The following is a 19,725-nucleotide window of genomic DNA, read 5'->3' on the forward strand; positions in this document are numbered from 1 at the left end:
CAACTGACTAGGACTAGCATCATGTCGATCTACATCAACAAAGACACCAAGGTCATCACCCAGGGCATCACGGGCAAGACGGGCCAGTTCCACACTGAAAAGTGCCAGGAATACGCGAACGGCAAGAACGCCTTTGTGGCGGGCGTGAACCCGAAGAAGGCCGGCGAGTCGATCTTCAACATCCCGATCTACGCCTCCGTCAAGGAAGCCGCCACGCAGACGGGCGCCACCGTGTCGGTGATTTACGTGCCGCCGGCGGGTGCCGCTGCTGCCATCTGGGAAGCCGTGGAAGCCGACCTGGACATGGCCATCTGCATCACCGAAGGCATTCCCGTGCGCGACATGCTTGAAGTGCGCAACAAGATGAAGGCCAAGGAAGCCGCTGGTGGCAAGAAGACCCTGCTGCTGGGTCCCAACTGCCCCGGCCTGATCACGCCCGACGAGATCAAGATCGGCATCATGCCCGGCCACATCCATCGCAAGGGCCGCATCGGTGTGGTCAGCCGCTCCGGCACGCTGACTTACGAGGCCGTGGCCATGCTCACGGAAGTGGGTCTGGGCCAGTCGACCGCTGTGGGCATTGGTGGCGACCCCATCAACGGCCTCAAGCACATCGACGTGATGAAGGCGTTCAACGACGACCCCGATACCGATGCCGTGATCATGATCGGCGAGATTGGCGGCCCCGACGAGGCCGACGCGGCCCGCTGGTGCAAGGCCAACATGAAGAAGCCCGTGGTGGGCTTCATCGCGGGCGTGACCGCGCCTCCCGGCAAGCGCATGGGCCACGCGGGCGCGCTGATCTCCGGCGGCGCCGACACGGCCGATGCCAAGCTCGCCGTCATGGAGGAGTCGGGCTTCATCATCACGCGCAATCCCTCGGAACTGGGCAAGCTGCTCAAGGCGCAACTCTGAGACCACTCCCTGCGGGTGTGAAAAGGGCAACGCTTGCGTTGCCTTTTTTTATGTTCGCCGGGAAATTGAGGCGCCGAATCCACAAAGCCGCTTGCCGGCCGAAGCCCGGTTGCAACAAAATGCAACGTCTTGGATGCTGGCGCAGTTGGCCGGCACCGACGGTGCGCTTGTCTCTGACCATTGGGCAGTTCGCGGCGACCAGCAAGCGAACCCACCCGGAGAATGCGCGACGTGTCCACCCCCAAGACAAACCCTCTGAAAGGCCGAGGCCGGATCTGGCGATCCGACGCCTTTTTCGGCCTCGGGGTGGTGCTCGCCGTCTTCGCGTTGCACGCAGCGACCGATCTGTTCGACGGCCTGGAGCGCCGCTTCTACGACTTCGCCAGCTCGGCCAGCAGCCGGCTGCCGAGCGAGCGCATTGCCATCATTGCGATCGACGACCAGAGCATTGCCAACATCGGGCGGTGGCCCTGGCCGCGCGAAGTGCATGCGGAGCTGATCGACCAGCTCAGCGCGGCCAAGGCCAAGACCATTGCTCACACGGCTTTCTTCTTCGAGCCACAGACCGATCGGGGCCTGACCCAGCTGCGGGCCTTGCGCGACCAGCTCGACGGCACGGCACCCGGCGCAGCGCTGCTGCCGGATCTGGGCGCGGTGTCGCGCCAGCGCCTGCTGGGCTTCATCGGCGAGGCCGAGCAGCGCCTGGATGCCGATGCCCGCCTTGTTGCCAGCATGGCGCGCGCGGGCAATGTGATCGTGCCCTCTGTGTTCACGCTGGGGGAGCCGCTGGGGCGGCCTGACGCGCCTTTGCCAGCCTTCGCTCAGCGCAGCGCGCTGGCCGACGACAGCGGCTTTGGCCTGCCAGCGCAACGCACCCAGCAGCCTTTGCCCGCCCTGGGCGAGGCCGCCAGCGGGGTGGGCCATCTCAACCAGATTCCCGATGCCGACGGCGCGGTGCGTCGGGAAGCGCTGCTGGTGGATTTCGACGGTTTCGCGGTCCCGTCCATGGCGCTGAGCGTGGCGGCGCACAGCCTGAACCTGGGCATGGCCGATATCCGCCTGTGGCCAGGCGAGGGTGTGCAGCTGGGCCCGACCCGTCTGCAGACCGACGAGTCGGCGCGTCTGTTGCCGCAGTTCTACGCCGATCGCGACGGCAAGCCCGCCTTTGCGGTGGATTCCTTTTACGACGTGGTCTCGGGTCGCATCCCCGCCAGCAAGTACGCCGACAAGGTGGTCATCATTGGTGCGACCGCCGCCGGCGTTGGCACGCTCTTCACCACCCCGGTGTCGCCGGCGATGTCTCCGGCGGCCATCCTGGCGCACGTCACCTCCAGCATCGTCAACGGTCACTTCATCGCGCAACCGGCCTGGGGCGGTCTTGCGGTGCTGGGCGTGTTGCTGGTGGTCGTGGCGCATCTCGTGGTGCTGCTGCCTCGCCTGTCCGCTGCCGCCGGGGCCGCGGTGACGGGGGGGCTGTTCGTGCTCCTGCTGGGTGCCCAGTACCAGTTGCTGGCGTCGGCTTCCCTCTGGCTCCAGCTGGTCTTCCCGGTCGCGCTGCTTCTGATCGGGCACCTCGCGCTGACCACCCGGCGCTTCCTCGCCACCGAGGCGGGCAAGATCAAGGCGGACGAAGAGTCGGCTGAGACCAACCGCATGATGGGCCTGGCGTTGCAAGGGCAGGGACAACTCGACATGGCGTTCGACCGCCTGCGCCGCGTGCCCCCCAGTCCCTCGCTGATGGACAACCTCAGGCACCTCGCGCTGGATTTCGAACGCAAACGCCAGTTCAACAAGGCCGAAGCGGTGTACGAGCACATGGCGAAGTTCGACCGCACCGATGCGGATGTGCTGGCGCGCCTCCAGCGGGCCAAGAACCTGTCCGATACCGTGATGCTGGGTGCTGGTGCCGCGCATCCTGGGGGCACCCTGCTGATCGGTGATGGCGGGGTGGAGAAGCCGATGTTGGGGCGGTACCAGGTGGAGAAAGAGCTGGGCAAGGGCGCGATGGGCGTGGTGTACCAGGGCCGCGATCCGAAGATCGGCCGCACCGTGGCCATCAAGACGCTGGCGCTCAGCGCCGAGTTCGAAGGCACGGAGTTGGCCGACGTGCGCGAACGCTTCTTCCGGGAGGCCGAAACCGCGGGTCGCCTGCAGCACCCCAACATCGTCACCATCTTCGATGCAGGCGAAGAGCATGACCTGGCCTATATTGCGATGGAGTTTCTGCAGGGCCACGACCTTGCGGCGCACACGCGCGACGGGCAGTTGCTGCCGGTGGCGAGCGTGCTGTCCATCGGCGAGCGCGTGGCGCTGGCGCTGGACCATGCGCATCGTCAGCAGGTGGTGCATCGCGACATCAAACCCGCCAACGTGATGTACGACCCCGCCACCGACTCGGTGAAGGTCACCGACTTCGGCATCGCCCGCATCACGGGGTCGAGCAAGACCCGAACGGGCATGGTGCTGGGCACCCCGAGCTTCATGTCGCCCGAGCAACTGGCCGGCCAGCCCGTGGATGGTCGCTCGGACCTTTACTCGCTGGGCGTCATGCTGTTCCAGCTGCTCACCGGCACCCTGCCACTGCGCGGCGACTCGATGGCCGCGCTGATGTACCAGATCGCCAACCAGCCCGCGCCCGACGTGCGTGAAAGGCGCCCTGAATTGCCGCAGGAACTGGCCGATATACTGAGCAAGACCCTGTCGAAATCACCTGCGCAAAGGTATCAGACGGGGCTCGAAATCGCCGCCGACCTCCGCAAGACCATCGCCGCCCTGTCGTTGTCCCCCGACTTCCACCTGGCTCCACATGGCGTGCGCGCCTCAGAAGAGGGCAGCCATGAAAACGAGGTGCTTGCCACAGTTGTCACGCGGGTGCCGGTTTCGTCGCGCGAGCCCGAGACAGTCAGCTTCGATATCCGCTTATAAATCCAACAATATGATATTTGAGTATTTTTGTCTGACAGATCCGGGTCTGGTCAGGGACAACAACGAGGACTCTGTCACCCTCGATCCCGAGAACCAGATCGTGGTGCTGGCCGATGGCATGGGCGGGTACAACGCAGGCGAAGTCGCGAGCGCCATGGCGACCACCTTCATCCGGACCGAGCTCGGGCGCTGGATGTCCGAAGGCGGCCACGAGGCCAGCGCGCGTGAGCTCAAGCGCGCCATGGAAATCTGCATCGACAACGCCAACCGGTCCATCTTCAACGCCGCGAACTCCAACGCGCAGTACGCTGGCATGGGCACGACCCTGGTCATGGGCGTGTTCCACGGTGCGCGCGCCATGATCGGCCATGTGGGCGATTCGCGCTGCTACCGTTTGCGCACGGGCAGCTTTGTGCAGATCACGCGCGACCACTCCCTGCTGCAGGAGCAGATCGACGCCGGGCTCATCTCGCTGGAGCAAGCCCAGTACGCCACCCACAAGAACCTCGTCACCCGCGCCCTGGGGGTGGAAGACACGGTGTTGCTGGAAGTCAACGAGTACCGAGTCGAGGACGAAGACCTCTATCTGTTCTGCTCCGATGGGCTCAGCGACATGATGAGCGACGAGCGCATCGCCGCCATTCTGGTGACGGCGGGCACGCTGGAGGAAAAGGCGCAGGCCCTGGTGGATGGGGCCAACGACTGCGGAGGGCGCGACAATATTTCGGTGATACTGGCGTATGCTAGATCGAAGCCGATCCGCAAAGGCCTGCTCTCGCGGATGCTCGGCAAGTAGTCACCAGCGCCATTTCAGAATTCAATCAATAGGTTCCAGAGGAGTCGGCCATGCCGAAAATGATCGTTTCCATCGACGGTGTCGTCATCAAGGAAGTGCAACTCACGAAAGACCGCACCACGCTGGGCCGGCGTCCCTATAACGACATCGTGATCGACAACCTCGCGGTCAGCGGCGAGCACGCCGTGATGCAGATGTCCGGCATGGACGTGTTTCTCGAAGACCTCAACAGCACCAACGGCACGTACGTCAACGGCAAGGCGATCAAGAAGCAGCAGCTGCAGAACGGCGATGCCGTTGAAATCGGCAAGTACAAGATCAAGTTCGTGCACGAGGGTGCCAGCGAGACCTACGAAAAGACCACCGTCATCAACGCTGGCTCCGTGGTGGAGCCGGGCGACTCCCAAGGTGCCCCGCTGGGCAACGCCGCGATCAAGGTCATGTCCGGCACCGCGGCCGGCCGTGAAGTCCCCCTGGTCAAAGTGGTGACGACCATCGGCAAACCCGGCGTGGCGGTCGCGGCCATCACGCGCCGGCCCCATGGCTATGTGGTGGCTCTGGTCGAGGGCACGCAAAAGCCCACCATCAACGGGAATCCCATCGGGACCGATGCCGTGAACCTGCACCACGGCGACCTGCTGGAACTGGCCGGCACGCAGATGCAGTTCGTCCAGCACTGAGTCAAACCGGCCCGCGGGCCGTGGGCATGGCATCCATCGGCAGAAATGCCAAAAAAGTCCTTTCCGGCGTCCAGTCAAACGGGTAGCCTTCGGCAGTCGGTTGTCGCCTCGGATCCTTGAGGCTGAGGCAGCCAGTTCCCCCTATCCAATGTGCCGGCAGTGCCGGCCATGCCACGCCAAAGCTGCCACATGAGGGTCCGTGTACTGGGGTGCTCTGGAGCCATTGCCCATGGTTGCCGAACCACCTCCTTTCTGCTCGACGACAACGTCCTGATCGACGCCGGCACCGGCGTGGGCGATCTGACGCTGGATGAGATGGCCCGGGTGGACCACGTCCTGCTCACCCATTCGCACCTGGATCACGTGGCCGCGCTGCCCCTCATGCTGGATGCCGTGGCTGCCCGCCGCATGGCCAGCGGCGCCGCTCCGCTGCAAGTTCATGCCCTGCCCGGCACCATCGCCGCGCTCAAGGTGCATATCTTCAACAACCTGATCTGGCCTGATTTCTCTGCCATACCCAGCGTGGACACGCCGCTCATGCGCTTCGTCTCCATCGCCGTTGGGGAGGTGCTCCATGTCGGCGGCAAGGCGGTCGAGGTCTTGCCTGCCGTGCACACCGTGCCGGCGGTCGGTTTCGCCGCTGCGAGCGCCTCGGGCCACTGGGTCTTCAGCGGCGACACCGGGCGCAACCCGGCATTCTGGCAGCGGGTCAATCAGTTGCCAGTGGCCCTTCTGGTGATCGAAACCGCCTTCAGCGACCGCGAGCACGCGCTGGCGCAGCGCAGCCTTCACCTGGCCCCCGGCCTGCTGGCTCAGGAACTGGAGCAGATCGATGCAAGCCAGCGCTATCCGATCTACATCACCCACACCAAGCCTGCGGAAACCGGCCTGATCATGGAAGAGATCCGCCGTTTCGACGAAGCGCCCCACCGCTCGACCGATGCGCGCCACGACATCCGGTGGCTCAGCGCCGGGCAGACTTTCGAACTGTGACAAAACCCGTCGCCCGACGGTGAGGTGACAAAAAATGTCAGCCACTTTCCGTGGCATGGGTCACCAAATGTCACCAGGTCCGAGTAAAGCGTGAAAAAGACCTCAAAAACGGGGGCATTTCCGGCTGGCACGGGGTCTGCTCATAGGGACGTGTACACCCTCCCAACCTCGCCTTCCAAGGAGTTCTCCATGAAATTCAATCGTGCCGTCCAAAAAGGTTTCACCCTGATCGAACTGATGATCGTGGTGGCCATCATTGGCATTTTGGCTGCCGTTGCGCTGCCCGCTTATCAAGATTACACGGTGCGCGCGCGCGTGACTGAAGGCCTGACCCTGGCGGGCTCCGCCAAGACGGCCGTTTCAGAAAACGCGGCCAACGGCGCACCCTTTGGCAATGGTTGGGTCCAGCCGACCCCCACCACCAACGTTCAATCCGTGACGATGGCCTCCAACAACGGTGAAATCACGATCACGTACACCGGCCGTGTGGGTGCGGGCAACCCAACGCTGGTGTTGGCACCGCGCGATGGCGCCAACGCGCTTCAAGAGAATGTGGTGCCCACGACGGGCTCGATTACCTGGTTCTGCAATGCACAAGGCGCCAACGCATCGCGTGGCACGGCGGGCACGCTGGCACCCCGATTCGTGCCTGCGGATTGCCGCGGTTAAGATCTTCGAGATTTCGAATAGGGCGCGCAAGCGCCCTATTTTTTTACTCGTTCCAAGTTAGGCCTTGACCATGCGAGTGCACGCGATTCAGGCGCCGTCGGCGGCATTGCTGGTGCTCCTGGTGCTCAACTTTGTCTGGCCACGCAGCGTGCTGCCCTCACTCATGGTGACGCCGTTCCTGATGGGGGCTGGTACCCTGGCGCTGTCCGGCCTTGCCTTCCGGCCGGTGTTGTCAAGAGCCACCGGCGCCTGGCTGGCCATGTCCTTGCTGGCCATTGGCTTGAGTCAGCAGCCGGAACCACTGGCTCTGATCGCCTTGGCCGCGGCGGCCATCGGGGCCTGGATCGCAATCGCTCTAGGACAAGAGTTCGACGCCCGACGCGATTTGCTGACCGGCGTGATGTGGGCCTTGGTAGCGGGCATGGTGATCAACACGCTGGTCGCAGGCTTGCAGTACGTCGATGTGGAGCGCGCGCTGTACCCCTGGGTCAGTCAAAACGCCTCCGGTCGGCCTTATGGCAATCTGCGCCAGGCGAATCATCTCGCCACGTTCTCGACCATCGGCCTGTTGGCGGTCTGGTGGCTGTATCGCGAGGCTCGCTTGTCGGTGCGCATGGTCTGCACGTTGGCGCTGCTGGCGATCTTGGGCGTGGCATTCTCGGCGTCACGAACCGGGCTGCTCGAGTTGGTGGTTCTCTCCGGGTTCATGTTGCTTTGGCGCAAATCGGCAAGGCCCCTGGAATTGGCTGTCTTTGTGTTGGCGCCGGTTTGGATGATGCTGCTCGTTGAGTGTCTGCAGTTCGGCGCTGTTCTGCTGGGCCATGAATTGGAAGGCATTCGCGGACGCGACTCCGCTTCAACCCGTTTGGTCTACTGGCAGGAAGCGTGGTCTTTGGCTTTGCAACACCCGATCAACGGGGTGGGCTGGGGCAATCTGGCCTTTGCGCGGGTGTCTGAATTGCCTTTCAACGCCCGTGTGGAAAGCACCGCCAACGCACACAACCTTGTCATGCATCTGTTGGCGGAAACGGGTTTTGCGATCACATTTTTCGTGCTCGCGCCTGTGGCGTGGGCTCTATGGAGGCGGCCGCCGTGGCGCTTGTCAGGCAGCAATGCCCGATGGGCGTGGATGGTGATCGCCGTCGTGGGCGCGCACAGCCTGTTGGAGTATCCGCTGTGGTACATGAATTTTCTGATCCCCACGGCATTCGCCTTCGGGCTGCTGTTGTCGTTTGAGCCGACGCCCACCCCTTCGGTCAGGGGCCTGCCCAAGGCGCTGACCGTGTTTGCCTCGTGCCTGCTCCTGGTGGGGGCAGCGTTGGCACTTTACGACTACTTGCGTGTGGCCAGTGCTTTTGACGAGGACAACCGTGCATCGGCAGATCTTGCCAAGGTGGCCTCGATCCAGAGCACGTTTTTCTACCGCCACTACGCTGATCGGGCGCTGCTGGAGCGTGTGCCTCTCACCGACGCGAATGCAGCAGAGATGCTCAAGGTGACCACCAGGCTGTTGAACGAGGGACCCAATCCCCTTGTTTTCTGGGTTCGCGTGGGGGCACTCTGCCGCCTGGGGGAGACCTTGCAGGCAAGAGAAGTCGCTGCGCTGTATGGCAAGGCGTTTCCCAAGTCGCATGCCGAGTTCATGCAGGTCAATGGCCAAGCTGTGTTGACGGCCTGTGGACTGCTTCCGAACCCCGGCGCCATCGTGCCGTGACCTCATCCGCGTCCAAAAGCGCCACGTCTCTTGCGCTTTCCCTCGCCCTGTCCCTTCTTGTGCTGCTGGGCGGTGTGTGGGTGGTGCTCACCGTTTGGTACCCTCGATCGTTCTGGTCTGTCTCTGGTATTGGCAGGATAGGCGCGTACGCCGTGGGGGTGCACCTGGGGCTCACTGCGCTGCTGATCCTTCCATGGCGCAGCCGTGGCAGGGAGGGATCCCGGGTGCAGTTTGATGTCGCCGTGCTCACGTGGATCCTCATCGCTGCGGCGCTGCTCAGTCTGTCCGTCTTGGCAAGTGGGCGTCCGGTGGCCCTGGTCTACGCGGTTGATCGGGTGACTTTGGTCCGCGCCAATGAAATACGAGCCTCGGAACTTGCCACGCTGGGCAGCATTGGCCCAGGTTTGAGGTGGTCAGGGCCGTTGCCCCTATGGGCCACCTCTCCCTCCAAAGATGCCGACCGCCTCGACGCCATTCAACTCGCCATCGCCGGGTTCGACCTCCCTCAGCGTCCCGCTCGTTGGGAGCCCGTTCAGCTGCATCGGGCGCTGATTGTGCAGAGTGCGAAGCATGTCTCGTCGCTGAAAAGGGCACGGCACCAACCACACTCAGATGCTGTGATTCGCGAGTTGGGCCTGTCTCACTATCTGCCGATGGATGGCGTCACCGGGCACTGGGTCCTCGCGGTGGACACGCAACTTCGAAATTACGTCCCGATCGAACTTGACGAGCCCGTTGCCCCGGAGAAGTGATCGGCCAGGTAGTGCCCACTCTTTCCCCCCCGCTTCTCCACCAGCCGCACGCCCCCCATCACCATCCCCCGGTCTACCGCCTTGCACATGTCGTAGATGGTGAGCAATGCGACCGACACCGCGGACAGCGCCTCCATTTCCACACCGGTCTGGCCGGTGCATTCGGTGGTCGCGCGGCAGAGGACGCTATGGGCGTCGGCTTCGATCTCGAACTCCACTGCCACCCGGGTCAGTGCGATCGGGTGGCACAAGGGGATGAGGTCGCTGGTCTTCTTGGCGGCCTGGATGCCCGCGATGCGCGCGATGCCGATCACGTCTCCCTTTTTGGCGTTGCCCGCCTGGATCAGCGCCAGCGTGGCCGGCAGCATGGTGATGCGGCCTTCGGCGACGGCAACCCGGTGGGTGCTGGCCTTGGCCGCGACGTCGACCATGTGGGCCTGCCCCTGGGCGTCGAAGTGGGTCAGGGCAGTTGAAGCTTTTGTATCGGTCATGGGGGCTTGTTTCGCGGGCTTTACAGAACCGTCAGGCGTTGGCGGCATCATACGGGGATGCGTTTTTCCCTGAAGTCGCTGTTTTCCCCTGTCCGACCCGCCGCTCTAGGCCTGGGTGTGCTGGCCGTGGCGTCGATGCTGTTGCCCACGCCCGCCTCGGTCGCCCAACCGCTCCGTGACGGTACGTCCACCTCGTCGCTGCCCAGCCTGGGTGACGGGGATGGCATGTCGATCGCCGCCGAACGGCGCCTGGGAGACCGCATCGCGCGCGATATCTACCGCGACCCGGACTATCTGGACGACCCCGTGCTCGGCGACTACCTTCAATCCCTGTGGCAGCCGCTGCTGGGCGCGGCCCGCGATCGCGGCGACGTGCCGCCCGAGCTGGCCGAGCGCCTGGCCTGGGAGCTGGTGGTTTCGCGGGACAAGCGCGTCAACGCCTTTGCCCTGCCGGGGGGCTACCTCGGGGTGAACCTGGGGCTGATGGCGATCACCGACAAGCCCGAGGAACTGGCTTCGGTGATGGCGCACGAGCTCAGCCACGTGTCTCAGCGCCACATCGCCCGCATGATGACGCGCGAGGAACGCATGGCGCCCTGGATGATGGGCGCCATGATCCTCGGCGCGCTGGCAGCCGGGTCCAATCCGCAGGTGGCCAGCGCCGCGATCGCGGGCAGCACGGCCGTCGCGGCACAGACGCAGCTGAACTTCTCGCGCGACATGGAGCGCGAGGCGGACCGCGTGGGTTTTGGCGTCCTCACGGGCGCCGGTTTTGACGGCCTGGGCTTTGTCAGCATGTTCGACAAGATGCAGCAGTCTTCGCGCTACGACGACGGTTCCTTCCCCTACCTGCGCAGCCACCCGCTGACGGGGGAGCGCATTGCCGACATGCGGTCCCGGGTGCCCTCCGGGCCGGTTGCCGCAGCGGGTGTCCAGGTGGGCCCGGTCAAAGCCGCCACACCGGACGCCAGCGGCGCCGGGCCCGCGTCTTCAGGCCTTCGGCTGGATCTGCCGGGAACGCGGGGCGCCTCCCGCCCGGCCGCTGGCTTGCCCATGCCCTCGCGCAATGTGCACGTGCTGGCGTCGGCGCGCGCCAGGGTGCTGGCGGAGAACAGCACGGATCGGCAACGCGCCTGGCTGGCCAACGGGAGAGTGGCCAATGCCTCGGCGGGCGACCGGTACGCCGCCGCGCTCTCGGCCCTGCGCCTGGGGCAGCGCGATCTGGCCCTGGAACTGGCCCAGCAGTTGCGCGGGGCAGTGGCTCCCGACGCGCGGCCCACGGTGGACGCGCTCCTGCTCGACATCCTGCTGTCGCCCGCGGCCGGTGGCGCGCCTTCGGCGCCAGCCGCACAGGCCGCCCTGCTGGCGGAGCTGCGCGACCAGGCGTTGGCTGGGACCTCGCGCGCCAGTGCCCTGCTGGGGGCCCAGGCTGCGCTGGCCACTGGACAGCCGCAGCGCGCGGTCAGCCGCTTGCAGGCCTGGGTGGCGCAGCAGCCGCGCGATGCAGCGGCCTGGCAAATGCTGTCACGGGGCTATGCCGCACAAGGACAGGCCTTGCGCGCCATCCGCGCCGAGGCGGAGGCGCGTGCCGCCCACCTGGACTATGGTGGGGCCGTGGACCGATTCAGGGCGGCCCAGGCATTGCCCGCAGAGCAGCGCACGGACGGGATGGAACTGGCCATCGTGGACAGCCGCCGACGTGAAGTCGAAGCGCAGCTTCGCGAGTCCGTGCGCGAAGAGAAGTAGGCGTGCCGGCCGGCCGGCTCAGCGCGAGCCGATCGAGCGCACGGCGGTGCTCACCACCAGCATCAACACCGAGTAGATCAACGAGCCCAGCAGCGCGGCCAGGAAGCCGTTCACGCGGAAGCCGTCGAGCACACCCGAGGCCGCCCAGAACATCAGCGCGTTGATCACGAACAGGAAGAGGCCCAGCGTGACGATGGTGACGGGCAAGGTCAGGATCACCAGAATGGGCCGCAGCACGGCGTTGAACAGGCCGATGACCGCTGCGGCGATCAGGGCGGAGGTGAAGCTCTGCACCTGCACGCCGGGGTAGATGTAAGCCACCACCAGCAAGGCGCAGGCCGCGAGCAGCCAGGTCAGGATGAGTTTCATGTGAGCCAGCATAGCACCGCTCACCCGCCAGCATGAAAAAGGGCGGCGCCTTTGAGGACGCCGCCCTGCGGTGTGTCAGGATCTCGGAAGGCTGGCTCAGCCTTCGTGCGCCACCGGCGGGCGGCGGGATGCGATCCACTTGCCCAGCGCGAGCACCACCAGCGCGCCAACGACGTGGGACGCCCAGTACAGCGTGTCGGAGATGACTGCCATGCCCTTCTCGTCCACCGTGCCCAGCTTGGGCATGAAGGTCCATTTGTCAGGGGTGACGAAAGCCGGGTCCGTGACCAGCATGCCGCCCGCGATCCAGCCCAGCAGCATGCCGCCCAGCGTGATGATGATCGGGAACCGGGCCATCAGCTTGATGACCAGCGTGCTGCCCCAGACGATGATGGGAATGGAGATCAGCAGGCCCAGCACCACCAGCAGGAACGAGTGCTCGCCCGCGTTCTGCGCGGCACCGGCGATGGCGATGACGTTGTCCACGCTCATCACCAGGTCGGCCACGATGATGGTCTTGATGGCGGCAAACAGCTTGTCGCTGCCCTGGATGTCGCCGTGCGCCTCGTCATCGGGGGCCAGCAGCTTCACACCGATCCACACCAGCAGCAACGCGCCGACGAGCTTGATGAAAGGTACGGTCAGCAGCGTCATCGCAAAGGCGATCAGGATGACCCGCAGCACGATGGCGCCGAAGGTGCCCCAGATGATGCCCTTGGTCCGCTGTGCGGGCGGCAGCTTGCGGCATGCCAGTGCGATCACGACCGCGTTGTCGCCCCCCAGCAGGATGTCGATGATGATGATCTGTCCCAGGGCGACCCAGAACGCGGGCGATGTCAGGAAATCCATAAATTCCTCGTTGTCGTTGGTGCAAATGGGTGGGGCTCGAGCCGATCTCGTTGCCATCCGCCCGGCCTTCTCTTTTCATGTATCGACCACCATGATCGATCGGAAGGCGCTGTGTCATCCGCCCGCAATGGCGCAACTGCGCTGGCGAAGGGGATGGACATGACTTGATCGGCCCATGGGGGCCTATCAAAGGTCTTGCTCAGCCCGGCAAGGTGATTGCCGGGCCCGGGTTGCCGGAAGCGGGAGCTTCGTACTGACGACAAGCCCGAATGTCCAGCGGCATGCGCTGGAGCGGAGAGCTACTCCCCTTCGAGACCCGCGATTGTAGCGGCCTGCCAGCGCCTCCGGCGCCTTGCATGCATACGCAGTTACCACTAGGGCGGAGTTGCTTCTGGCCGGCAAGGCGCTCATCGTGGGGCCGGACTGGCTATGATCCACACCCCATGGCCGGCATCCACATCACCGACATCGAAGCCGCGATCAACTACTGGCGTGAGCGCTCACCCTCGCCCGATGGCGTCTCCCTGTGCAAAGAGCTTCGCGCGCTGGCCGAGGTGTACGCGCTGATGATCTGGTTTCACGAGACCGAGGCCGACGAAGCCACGCTGCCCGTCAAGGCCCGCGAGGCCTGGCTGGCCTGGTACGAGACCACGCCTGACACCCCCTGCATTGCGATCTGCTCGACCAGCCAGGGCGACGAGGTCTGCAAGGGCTGTGGCCGCCGTTTCGACGAGGTGCAGCGCTGGACCGAGATGACGCCCGGTGAGAAGCGCGCCAGCTGGCGGCGCATCACCATCGAGGGCGATGCCTGGCGCTTCAATCGCTACGCCGAACGCGCCCTGGAAGAGCCCGGCTCCGGCCGGTGATCAGACGCGCCGGGCCAGCTCGGTGGCTTTGCCCACGTAGCTGCCCGGGGTCATGGCGAGCAGGCGGTCTTTCTCGGCTTGCGGAATCTCCAGGCTGCGGATGAGCTCGTGCAGGGCCTCGGCGGTCACGGTCTTGCCGCGCGTGACTTCCTTGAGCTTTTCGTATGCGCCCGAGACACCGTAGCGGCGCATCACGGTCTGGATCGGTTCCGCGAGGACTTCCCAGGACGCATCGAGGTCGGCCGCGAGGGCTTCTTCGTTGAGTTCGAGCTTGCCCAGGCCCACGCCCATCGAGTGGTACGCCAGCACCGCGTAGCCCAGGGCCACGCCCATGTTGCGCAGCACCGTGGAGTCGGTCAGGTCGCGCTGCCAGCGGCTGATGGGCAGCTTTTCGGAGAGGTGGCGCAGCAGGGCATTGGCCAGGCCCAGGTTGCCTTCGGCGTTCTCGAAGTCGATCGGGTTGACCTTGTGAGGCATGGTCGACGAGCCGATCTCGCCGGCCTTCAGGCGCTGCTTGAAATAGCCCAGGCTCACATAGCCCCAGATATCGCGCGAGAGGTCGATCAGGATGGTGTTGGTGCGCGCGACCGCGTCGAACAGCTCGGCCATGTAGTCGTGCGGCTCGATCTGGATGCTGTAGGGCTGGAAGGTCAGGCCCAGGCCCAGCGGCTCGGGCTGTTCGATCACGTTGCGGCTGAACGCTTCCCAGTCGAACTCGGGCCAGGCGCTCAGGTGGGCGTTGTAGTTGCCCACGGCACCGTTCATCTTGCCCAGCAGCTTCACGCTGGCGACCCGGTCGCGCGCGGCACTCAGGCGCACCACCACGTTGGCGATTTCCTTACCGACGGTGGTGGGGCTGGCAGTCTGGCCATGCGTGCGGCTGAGCATGGGCACGGCGGCATAGGCGTGGGCCATCTCGCGCAGCTTGTCGATCACCGCGTCCAGCGCAGGCAGCAGCACGGCATCGCGCCCGCCCTTGAGTTGCAGGGCGTGGCTGGTGTTGTTGATGTCTTCGCTGGTGCAGGCAAAGTGAACGAACTCGGCGGCTTTTTCCAGTTCGGGGCGCGCCTCGAAGCGCGACTTGATCCAGTACTCAACTGCCTTCACGTCGTGGTTGGTGACCTTCTCGATGTCCTTGATGGCCTGGCCATCGGCCTCGCTGAAGTTCTTCACCAGGCCCAGCAGGTAGGTGCGCGCACCGGGCGAGAGCGGCTTGAATTCCGCCAGGCCGGCGTCGGACAAGGCGATGAACCAGGCGATCTCCACCTGCACGCGGCGGTGCATGTACCCCTGCTCACTCATGAACGGCCGCAGGCTGGCCAGGCGGCCCGCATAACGGCCGTCGAGCGGCGACAGGGCGGAAATGGCGCTGGGGGCGCCAGCGTTGGTGTGGGTGGGCGTGGCAGAAGCAGAGGTGGTCGGGCGCATCCCGGGATTGTAGAAGGCCCGTCCAGCGACCCGCCCACCGTCGAGCGCCCTGCCCGCTGTCCGAGGCCGTGCCCCTGGTGCTGGCTAGAATCGTGTTCCTCAGTCCAACGACCATTCCATTCCCCATGAAACTCATCGGCGCCATCACCAGCCCCTACGTGCGAAAAGTGCGCGTTGTCATGGCCGAGAAAAAGCTGGACTACCAGTTCATCCTGGAAGACGTGTGGTCCGCCGACACCACCATCATGACCTCCAACCCGCTGGGCAAAGTGCCCTGCCTGGTGATGGAAGGCGGCGAGGCGGTGTTCGACTCCCGTGTGATCGTGGAGTACCTCGACACCCTCTCGCCCGTGGGCAAGCTGATTCCCACGCAGGGCCGCGAGCGCGCCGAGGTCAAGACCTGGGAGGCCTTGGCCGATGGCCTGCTGGATGCTGCTGTGCTGGCCCGGCTCGAAGCCACCTGGCCCGGCCGTGGCGATGGCGAGCGCAGCGAGGCCTGGATCGAGCGCCAGCGCGCCAAGATCGACGCCAGCCTCAAGTCCATGAGCCAGGGTCTGGGTGAAAAGGCGTTTTGCTCGGGCATCCACTTCAGCCTGTCCGACGTGGCCGTGGGTTGTGCGCTGGGTTACCTGGACTTCCGGTTCGCCAGCATCGACTGGCGCTCGCAGTACCCCAATCTGGCCCGACTGGCCGAGAAGCTCAACCTGCGCCAGAGCTTCGTCGACACCAAGCCGGTTTAGACAAGCGGCGCGTCGCCCCCAGGGGGCGATGCACCTCTTATTTCTGCGCCCTTTTCTTCAGCCAACGCATCAGCCCGCCCAGCAAGGGCAGTTTTTCGTACAGCTCTTCCGCCGCATCCCAATAGTCGCGGTGCTCGCTGACACGGCCGTCGGATGCCAGTCGCAGGTGCGAGCCGCCGCGCACAACCTGTGGCGTGATGGTGTCGAAGCGCCGGAAGCGGAAGTGGAACTCCCACACGAGGAACCCCTGCTCGCCGTCCACCAGACGGTCGGTGACCACGAAGCGGGGCTCGTTCAGGTTTTCGAACATGTGCTCGAAGATGCGCGTGATCGCGGGCAGGCCCTGCACCTCGTTGAACGGGTCCTTGAAGCGCGCGTCAGCCGTGTAGAACTCGCCCAGCCGGGCCAGCGAGGCGGGTGACAAGGACTCGAACCAGTCGCAGAGGTGGTCGATGGCGGCGCGGGTGTCGGTGGGCATGAGGGGTTATAGCCCGGTCACGCGGCGCACCGCAGGAAAGTACGCCCGGTAGGGCAGCAGGCGCATCAGCTTCATCCAGCGCGTGAAGCGCTTGGGATAGTGGATGTCGAATGCGCCCTGGCCCCAGCCCTCGACCATCGCCTGCGCGGCCTGCGCGGGCGTGATCAGCGCGGGCATGGTGAAGCCATTGCGCGCCGTCAGGGGCGTGCTCACGAAGCCCGGGTGCACCACGCTCACGCCCAGACCCAGGGGCTGCAGGTCCAGGTACATCGTTTCCGCGAGGTGGGTGAGCGCCGCTTTGGTCGGGCCGTAGGCCAGGCTCTTGGGCAGGCCCCGGAAGCCGGCCACGCTGCTGATGAGGCTGATGTGCCCGCGGCCGCGCGCCGCCATCGCGGGCACGGCGGCGTCGAGCACGTGCAGCGCGCCAAGGTAGTTGATCTCGAAGTGGCGCCGCAGGTCGGCCAGGTCCATGTCGGCGGCGCGCATCTCGCGGTAGTGGCCGGCGCAGTACACCACCAGGTCGAGCGGGCCTTGGGCCAGTATCCGGCGGGTGGTCTCGGCAACGGCCAGAGGGTCGGTCACGTCCATCGGCCAGGCCTGTGCAGGCATGCCGTGGGACGGTGGGTGCGCGGCCACGAAAGCCTGCAGCGCGGGCGCATTGCGCGCCGACAGCAGCACCTGGGCGCCGCGCGCGTGCAGTGCCGATGCGGTGGCTTCGCCAATGCCGCTGGACGCACCGACCAGCCAAACGCGCAGGCCGTGCCAGTCGGTGATGCGGGGGTTCATGGGCCCAAACAGCGAGAAGCCGCGCGAACCCTGCCTCGCCACCGGTGGCGGCGCGGGCGCATCGATGAACGTTCTGGGGGTGGTCATGGCAGGCGCTTCACGAACGACAGCGTGACCTCACCCAGGCGGATGCCGAATTTGCTCATCGTGGCCTTGTTGAGCATGACGCGCTCGTCCATGAGGTACATCCAGTCGTCGAACTGCACTTCGTAGGTCTTGCCGTCCACCGGTTGCAGCAGCGTGTAGCCCCATCGGAAGGCATTGCCCTGCTGCTCGCCGATGGCGGTGCCCACCACATCGTCGGCGGTGCCGCTGAAGCGGCCGTTGCCCAGGTGCTTCATGCGCCACACCCGCTTCTGTGTCGTGCCGTCCGAGTAGGTGAACGCCTCGTCGAGCACGCCATCGTCGCCATTCCATTGGCAGCGCATGACCACGACGAAGCGCTTGACCACCTTGCCCGAGCGGTCGGTGAAGACGCCGTAGGCGTCGAGCGTGCCGTTGAAATACGTGCGCAGGTCAAGCACCGGTTTTTCACCGGTGTATTGCGCGATCTGCGGGCCTGCGCAACCAGAGAGTGCGGCGGCGCCCGCGATGCCGGCGGCGAGCAAGTGACGACGTTGCATGGCGGTCTTTCAGTTCGTGGACAGAGGGTGAAGCGGGGGCGCGAGCTTTTGCTCGGGCCGGATGACGAACGCGTACAACGAGCCCGCGGCCAGCAGTTTGAGCAGGCAGGGCAGCAGGCAGTAGGCGATGGTGAGTGTCTGCAGCGCGGCAGGGTCGCGCGTGCCCGGTGTGTAGCCGAACCAGGCCAGCAGCGGCAGCGCCAGGCCCGCGGCCAGCGCGAGGTTGAGCTTGGTGGCGAAATTCCACCAGCCGAAGTACGCGCCCTCGCGTTGACCGCGCTCGCCCAGTCGGCCAATCAAGCCGGCGAGCAGCGCACCGGGCAGGGCCAGGTCGGTGCCCAGCGCCACGCCCGACAGTGCACACACCACCAGGAACGCGATCGCATCGCCCGCACCCAGCAGCGCCGCCGAGACGAACACCGCCACCGACACGCCCATGCCCACCAGCCAGGTGCGCGCCAGGCCGAGGTGGGCGACCAGCCGGACCCACAGCGGCATCGACAACGCGGCGCACAGGAAGTAGGTGGCGAGGAAAGCCGGCTCCATCGAGGGGGATGCTTGCAGCCGGTCCTGCACAAAGAACAAGACCAGCGTGGCCGGCACAGCGCTGGCGGTGCCGTTGATCACGAACACCGCGAGCAGCCGTCTGAACGCGGGTTGGCGCAACGGCGACGCACCCGTTGCGAGGAGGGGGGTGGATGTGGCTCGTGTCTGAGGGCGCGCCGAGCGGCTCCAGGCCCACCAGCCCAGCGCCAGCAGCACCGCGAACGCCCAGACCGTCGCGCCCAGTCCCAGCGTCGCCGGCAGCACGGCAGCGATCAGCACGCCGAGCAGGGCCAGGCCTTCGCGCCAGGCCACCACGCGGCTGCGCTGGGCCTCGTCCCCGCCCAGGCGGGCTCCCCAGGCCTGGTGCGCCACGGAAACCACGCTGTAGGCGACGTAGGTGACGGCCATCAACCCGCCGGCCCAGCCCAGCAGGCTGGCGGCGTTGGCCTGGCGCACCGTGGCCGGGGGAAACAGCAGGCCCCACAGCCCGGCCGCCAGCACCAGCGCCGCCACGGCCGCCGTACCCAGTACGGCCGCGATCGAGCGCGCAAAGAGCCGGTCGCACCAGCGCCCTATCCACGGGTCGAGCACGGCGTCGATCAGCCGCGCGGCCAACAGCACCGCGCCCAGGGCGGCCAGGGGCGCGCCGAATTCGCGCGCGTAGTGGTTGGGCAGGATCACGTACAGCGGCAGCGCGACAAACGCCAGCGGCATGCCCAGCAGGCCGTAGCGCAAGCCCCGGCGCCACGCACCTGGCCCGATGAAGCTGGCGGCGGGGTCGCTCATGGCGCGCGCGGCGGGCCGCCCAAAGACTGGATCAGTGTTTCGCGCAGCCGTGGCTGCGAGGTTTTGGGCGAGAGCCAGATGCCGAAGAACAACCGGGAGAAGGCGTCGTCGGCCAGCTCGCCGAGCCACTGCCCGTTGAGGTAGAAGCGCGCACCGCGGCCCGGCACATGCACACCGGTGAGGCGGTCGCCGCGCTGCACGTCCGGGAACAGGGCGCTCATGGCGCTCTGCCAGCGCAGGGCTTGCGCGGGGTCCAGCGCGGCCAGCCCTTTCATTTCGTCGATCGAGCGCTGGGCGATGTCGGCGCCCTTGAAGCCGCGCAGATAGCTCAGTTCCAGGCCGAAGCGCTGGTCTTCAAAGCGCTGGATGTCAAAACCCCGTGGAGCGTACAAATGCGCGTCGTAGACGTCGAATCCCCAGTAGCGCAGGCGGGCGCTGCCCACGCGTGACTGGTCCTGCAGCGCCACGCTCAGCGCGGGTCCCGGTGCCGGGGCAGGCTGCGCGAGCGCAGGCCCGCCGATCAACAGCGCGATGGCCACGAGCAGGGACGGGGTGACGGCGGGCATGGCGAGG

At 65.8% G+C, this 19,725-nt stretch carries 20 protein-coding genes; 11 read left to right on the plus strand and 9 right to left on the minus strand.

The features are described from left to right. The first annotated feature begins 21 nt into the window (after nt 1-21). The 8 genes from sucD to KIT86_RS04870 all read left to right on the plus strand — a co-directional run bounded on the left by sucD (nt 22) and on the right by KIT86_RS04870 (nt 9,444). The gene (sucD, locus tag KIT86_RS04835; protein ID WP_291111541.1) at nt 22-915 is read left to right on the plus strand and encodes a succinate--CoA ligase subunit alpha; all 894 of its coding nucleotides are present in this window, start codon (nt 22-24) and stop codon (nt 913-915) included. A gap of 231 nt (nt 916-1,146) precedes the next feature. Beyond that, complete coding sequence (locus KIT86_RS04840; RefSeq protein WP_297395515.1) at nt 1,147-3,840, plus strand: CHASE2 domain-containing serine/threonine-protein kinase; 2,694 nt, start codon at nt 1,147-1,149, stop codon at nt 3,838-3,840. 10 nt (nt 3,841-3,850) lie between these two features. Next, nucleotides 3,851-4,636, plus strand: a complete 786-nt coding sequence (locus KIT86_RS04845; protein ID WP_297395517.1) for a Stp1/IreP family PP2C-type Ser/Thr phosphatase — start codon at nt 3,851-3,853, stop codon at nt 4,634-4,636. 50 nt (nt 4,637-4,686) lie between these two features. Further along, nucleotides 4,687-5,316, plus strand: a complete 630-nt coding sequence (locus tag KIT86_RS04850; RefSeq protein WP_297395518.1) for an FHA domain-containing protein — start codon at nt 4,687-4,689, stop codon at nt 5,314-5,316. Nucleotides 5,317-5,505: 189 nt separating this feature from the next. Beyond that, the gene (locus KIT86_RS04855) at nt 5,506-6,309 is read left to right on the plus strand and encodes a 3',5'-cyclic-nucleotide phosphodiesterase (protein WP_297395520.1); all 804 of its coding nucleotides are present in this window, start codon (nt 5,506-5,508) and stop codon (nt 6,307-6,309) included. 189 nt (nt 6,310-6,498) lie between these two features. Continuing rightward, nucleotides 6,499-6,978 (plus strand): pilin, encoded by a 480-nt coding sequence (locus tag KIT86_RS04860; RefSeq protein WP_297395522.1) that lies wholly within the window; start codon nt 6,499-6,501, stop codon nt 6,976-6,978. A gap of 70 nt (nt 6,979-7,048) precedes the next feature. Next, nucleotides 7,049-8,692 (plus strand): O-antigen ligase family protein, encoded by a 1,644-nt coding sequence (locus tag KIT86_RS04865; protein ID WP_297395525.1) that lies wholly within the window; start codon nt 7,049-7,051, stop codon nt 8,690-8,692. After that, the gene (locus KIT86_RS04870; protein ID WP_297395526.1) at nt 8,689-9,444 is read left to right on the plus strand and encodes a hypothetical protein; all 756 of its coding nucleotides are present in this window, start codon (nt 8,689-8,691) and stop codon (nt 9,442-9,444) included. The genes KIT86_RS04865 and KIT86_RS04870 overlap by 4 nt, the downstream gene beginning before the upstream one ends. Here the strand turns inward: KIT86_RS04870 and moaC are convergent. Then, complete coding sequence (gene moaC, locus KIT86_RS04875; RefSeq protein WP_297395528.1) at nt 9,399-9,935, minus strand: cyclic pyranopterin monophosphate synthase MoaC; 537 nt, start codon at nt 9,933-9,935, stop codon at nt 9,399-9,401. The genes KIT86_RS04870 and moaC overlap by 46 nt on opposite strands. A gap of 57 nt (nt 9,936-9,992) precedes the next feature. Between moaC and KIT86_RS04880 the strand changes: the two genes are divergently transcribed. Beyond that, on the plus strand, nt 9,993-11,681 hold the full coding sequence (locus tag KIT86_RS04880; RefSeq protein ID WP_297395530.1) for a M48 family metalloprotease: 1,689 nt from the start codon (nt 9,993-9,995) through the stop codon (nt 11,679-11,681). Between the two features lie 18 nt (nt 11,682-11,699). Here KIT86_RS04880 and KIT86_RS04885 read toward each other — a convergent pair whose 3' ends face one another. Together KIT86_RS04885 and KIT86_RS04890 are read right to left on the minus strand one after the other, a co-directional pair. Continuing rightward, entirely contained in the window at nt 11,700-12,050 is a 351-nt protein-coding gene (locus KIT86_RS04885) for a phage holin family protein (RefSeq protein WP_297395531.1), read from the minus strand. A gap of 96 nt (nt 12,051-12,146) precedes the next feature. Further along, a complete protein-coding gene (locus tag KIT86_RS04890) occupies nt 12,147-12,899 on the minus strand; it encodes a TerC family protein (protein ID WP_297395532.1) in 753 nt (250 codons plus the stop codon). Nucleotides 12,900-13,342: 443 nt separating this feature from the next. On the opposite strand from KIT86_RS04890, the gene KIT86_RS04895 reads away from it, so the two are divergent. Then, on the plus strand, nt 13,343-13,765 hold the full coding sequence (locus KIT86_RS04895; protein ID WP_297395535.1) for a DUF3717 domain-containing protein: 423 nt from the start codon (nt 13,343-13,345) through the stop codon (nt 13,763-13,765). On the opposite strand, the gene purB is transcribed toward KIT86_RS04895, so the two are convergent. After that, nucleotides 13,766-15,193, minus strand: a complete 1,428-nt coding sequence (purB, locus tag KIT86_RS04900; protein ID WP_297395537.1) for an adenylosuccinate lyase — start codon at nt 15,191-15,193, stop codon at nt 13,766-13,768. It lies immediately after the preceding gene. A 125-nt stretch (nt 15,194-15,318) separates the two neighbouring features. Between purB and KIT86_RS04905 the strand changes: the two genes are divergently transcribed. Next, nucleotides 15,319-15,933, plus strand: coding sequence for a glutathione S-transferase N-terminal domain-containing protein (locus tag KIT86_RS04905; RefSeq protein ID WP_297395539.1), 615 nt, complete (start codon nt 15,319-15,321; stop codon nt 15,931-15,933). Nucleotides 15,934-15,970: 37 nt separating this feature from the next. Here the strand turns inward: KIT86_RS04905 and KIT86_RS04910 are convergent, their stop codons facing one another. The 5 genes from KIT86_RS04910 to KIT86_RS04930 all read right to left on the minus strand — a co-directional run bounded on the left by KIT86_RS04910 (nt 15,971) and on the right by KIT86_RS04930 (nt 19,718). Then, nucleotides 15,971-16,411 carry a nuclear transport factor 2 family protein gene (locus tag KIT86_RS04910; protein ID WP_297395541.1) on the minus strand — a complete coding sequence of 147 codons (441 nt, stop codon included), beginning with the start codon at nt 16,409-16,411 and terminating at the stop codon, nt 15,971-15,973. Nucleotides 16,412-16,417: 6 nt separating this feature from the next. Continuing rightward, nucleotides 16,418-17,197 (minus strand): SDR family oxidoreductase, encoded by a 780-nt coding sequence (locus KIT86_RS04915; RefSeq protein WP_297395578.1) that lies wholly within the window; start codon nt 17,195-17,197, stop codon nt 16,418-16,420. Between the two features lie 83 nt (nt 17,198-17,280). Further along, the gene (locus KIT86_RS04920; RefSeq protein ID WP_297395543.1) at nt 17,281-17,820 is read right to left on the minus strand and encodes a DUF3833 domain-containing protein; all 540 of its coding nucleotides are present in this window, start codon (nt 17,818-17,820) and stop codon (nt 17,281-17,283) included. Between the two features lie 9 nt (nt 17,821-17,829). Continuing rightward, nucleotides 17,830-19,152 carry an MFS transporter gene (locus KIT86_RS04925; RefSeq protein WP_297395544.1) on the minus strand — a complete coding sequence of 441 codons (1,323 nt, stop codon included), beginning with the start codon at nt 19,150-19,152 and terminating at the stop codon, nt 17,830-17,832. Beyond that, nucleotides 19,149-19,718 (minus strand): chalcone isomerase family protein, encoded by a 570-nt coding sequence (locus tag KIT86_RS04930; RefSeq protein WP_297395545.1) that lies wholly within the window; start codon nt 19,716-19,718, stop codon nt 19,149-19,151. The genes KIT86_RS04925 and KIT86_RS04930 overlap by 4 nt, the downstream gene beginning before the upstream one ends. Nucleotides 19,719-19,725: the final 7 nt, after the last annotated feature.

The sequence above is a fragment of the Hydrogenophaga sp. genome (genome assembly GCF_026125825.1).
GTDB lineage: Bacteria > Pseudomonadota > Gammaproteobacteria > Burkholderiales > Burkholderiaceae_C > Hydrogenophaga.

Coding starts and splice junctions, on each gene's coding strand:
- sucD (WP_291111541.1), top strand. CDS start 22: ATGTCGATCTACATCAACAAAGACACCAAGGTCATCACCCAGGGCATC.
- KIT86_RS04845 (WP_297395517.1), top strand. CDS start 3,851: ATGATATTTGAGTATTTTTGTCTGACAGATCCGGGTCTGGTCAGGGAC.
- KIT86_RS04850 (WP_297395518.1), top strand. CDS start 4,687: ATGCCGAAAATGATCGTTTCCATCGACGGTGTCGTCATCAAGGAAGTG.
- KIT86_RS04855 (WP_297395520.1), top strand. CDS start 5,506: ATGAGGGTCCGTGTACTGGGGTGCTCTGGAGCCATTGCCCATGGTTGC.
- KIT86_RS04860 (WP_297395522.1), top strand. CDS start 6,499: ATGAAATTCAATCGTGCCGTCCAAAAAGGTTTCACCCTGATCGAACTG.
- KIT86_RS04865 (WP_297395525.1), top strand. CDS start 7,049: ATGCGAGTGCACGCGATTCAGGCGCCGTCGGCGGCATTGCTGGTGCTC.
- moaC (WP_297395528.1), bottom strand. CDS start 9,935: ATGACCGATACAAAAGCTTCAACTGCCCTGACCCACTTCGACGCCCAG.
- KIT86_RS04880 (WP_297395530.1), top strand. CDS start 9,993: ATGCGTTTTTCCCTGAAGTCGCTGTTTTCCCCTGTCCGACCCGCCGCT.
- KIT86_RS04885 (WP_297395531.1), bottom strand. CDS start 12,050: ATGAAACTCATCCTGACCTGGCTGCTCGCGGCCTGCGCCTTGCTGGTG.
- KIT86_RS04890 (WP_297395532.1), bottom strand. CDS start 12,899: ATGGATTTCCTGACATCGCCCGCGTTCTGGGTCGCCCTGGGACAGATC.
- KIT86_RS04895 (WP_297395535.1), top strand. CDS start 13,343: ATGGCCGGCATCCACATCACCGACATCGAAGCCGCGATCAACTACTGG.
- purB (WP_297395537.1), bottom strand. CDS start 15,193: ATGCGCCCGACCACCTCTGCTTCTGCCACGCCCACCCACACCAACGCT.
- KIT86_RS04905 (WP_297395539.1), top strand. CDS start 15,319: ATGAAACTCATCGGCGCCATCACCAGCCCCTACGTGCGAAAAGTGCGC.
- KIT86_RS04910 (WP_297395541.1), bottom strand. CDS start 16,411: ATGCCCACCGACACCCGCGCCGCCATCGACCACCTCTGCGACTGGTTC.
- KIT86_RS04915 (WP_297395578.1), bottom strand. CDS start 17,197: ATGAACCCCCGCATCACCGACTGGCACGGCCTGCGCGTTTGGCTGGTC.
- KIT86_RS04920 (WP_297395543.1), bottom strand. CDS start 17,820: ATGCAACGTCGTCACTTGCTCGCCGCCGGCATCGCGGGCGCCGCCGCA.
- KIT86_RS04925 (WP_297395544.1), bottom strand. CDS start 19,152: ATGAGCGACCCCGCCGCCAGCTTCATCGGGCCAGGTGCGTGGCGCCGG.
- KIT86_RS04930 (WP_297395545.1), bottom strand. CDS start 19,718: ATGCCCGCCGTCACCCCGTCCCTGCTCGTGGCCATCGCGCTGTTGATC.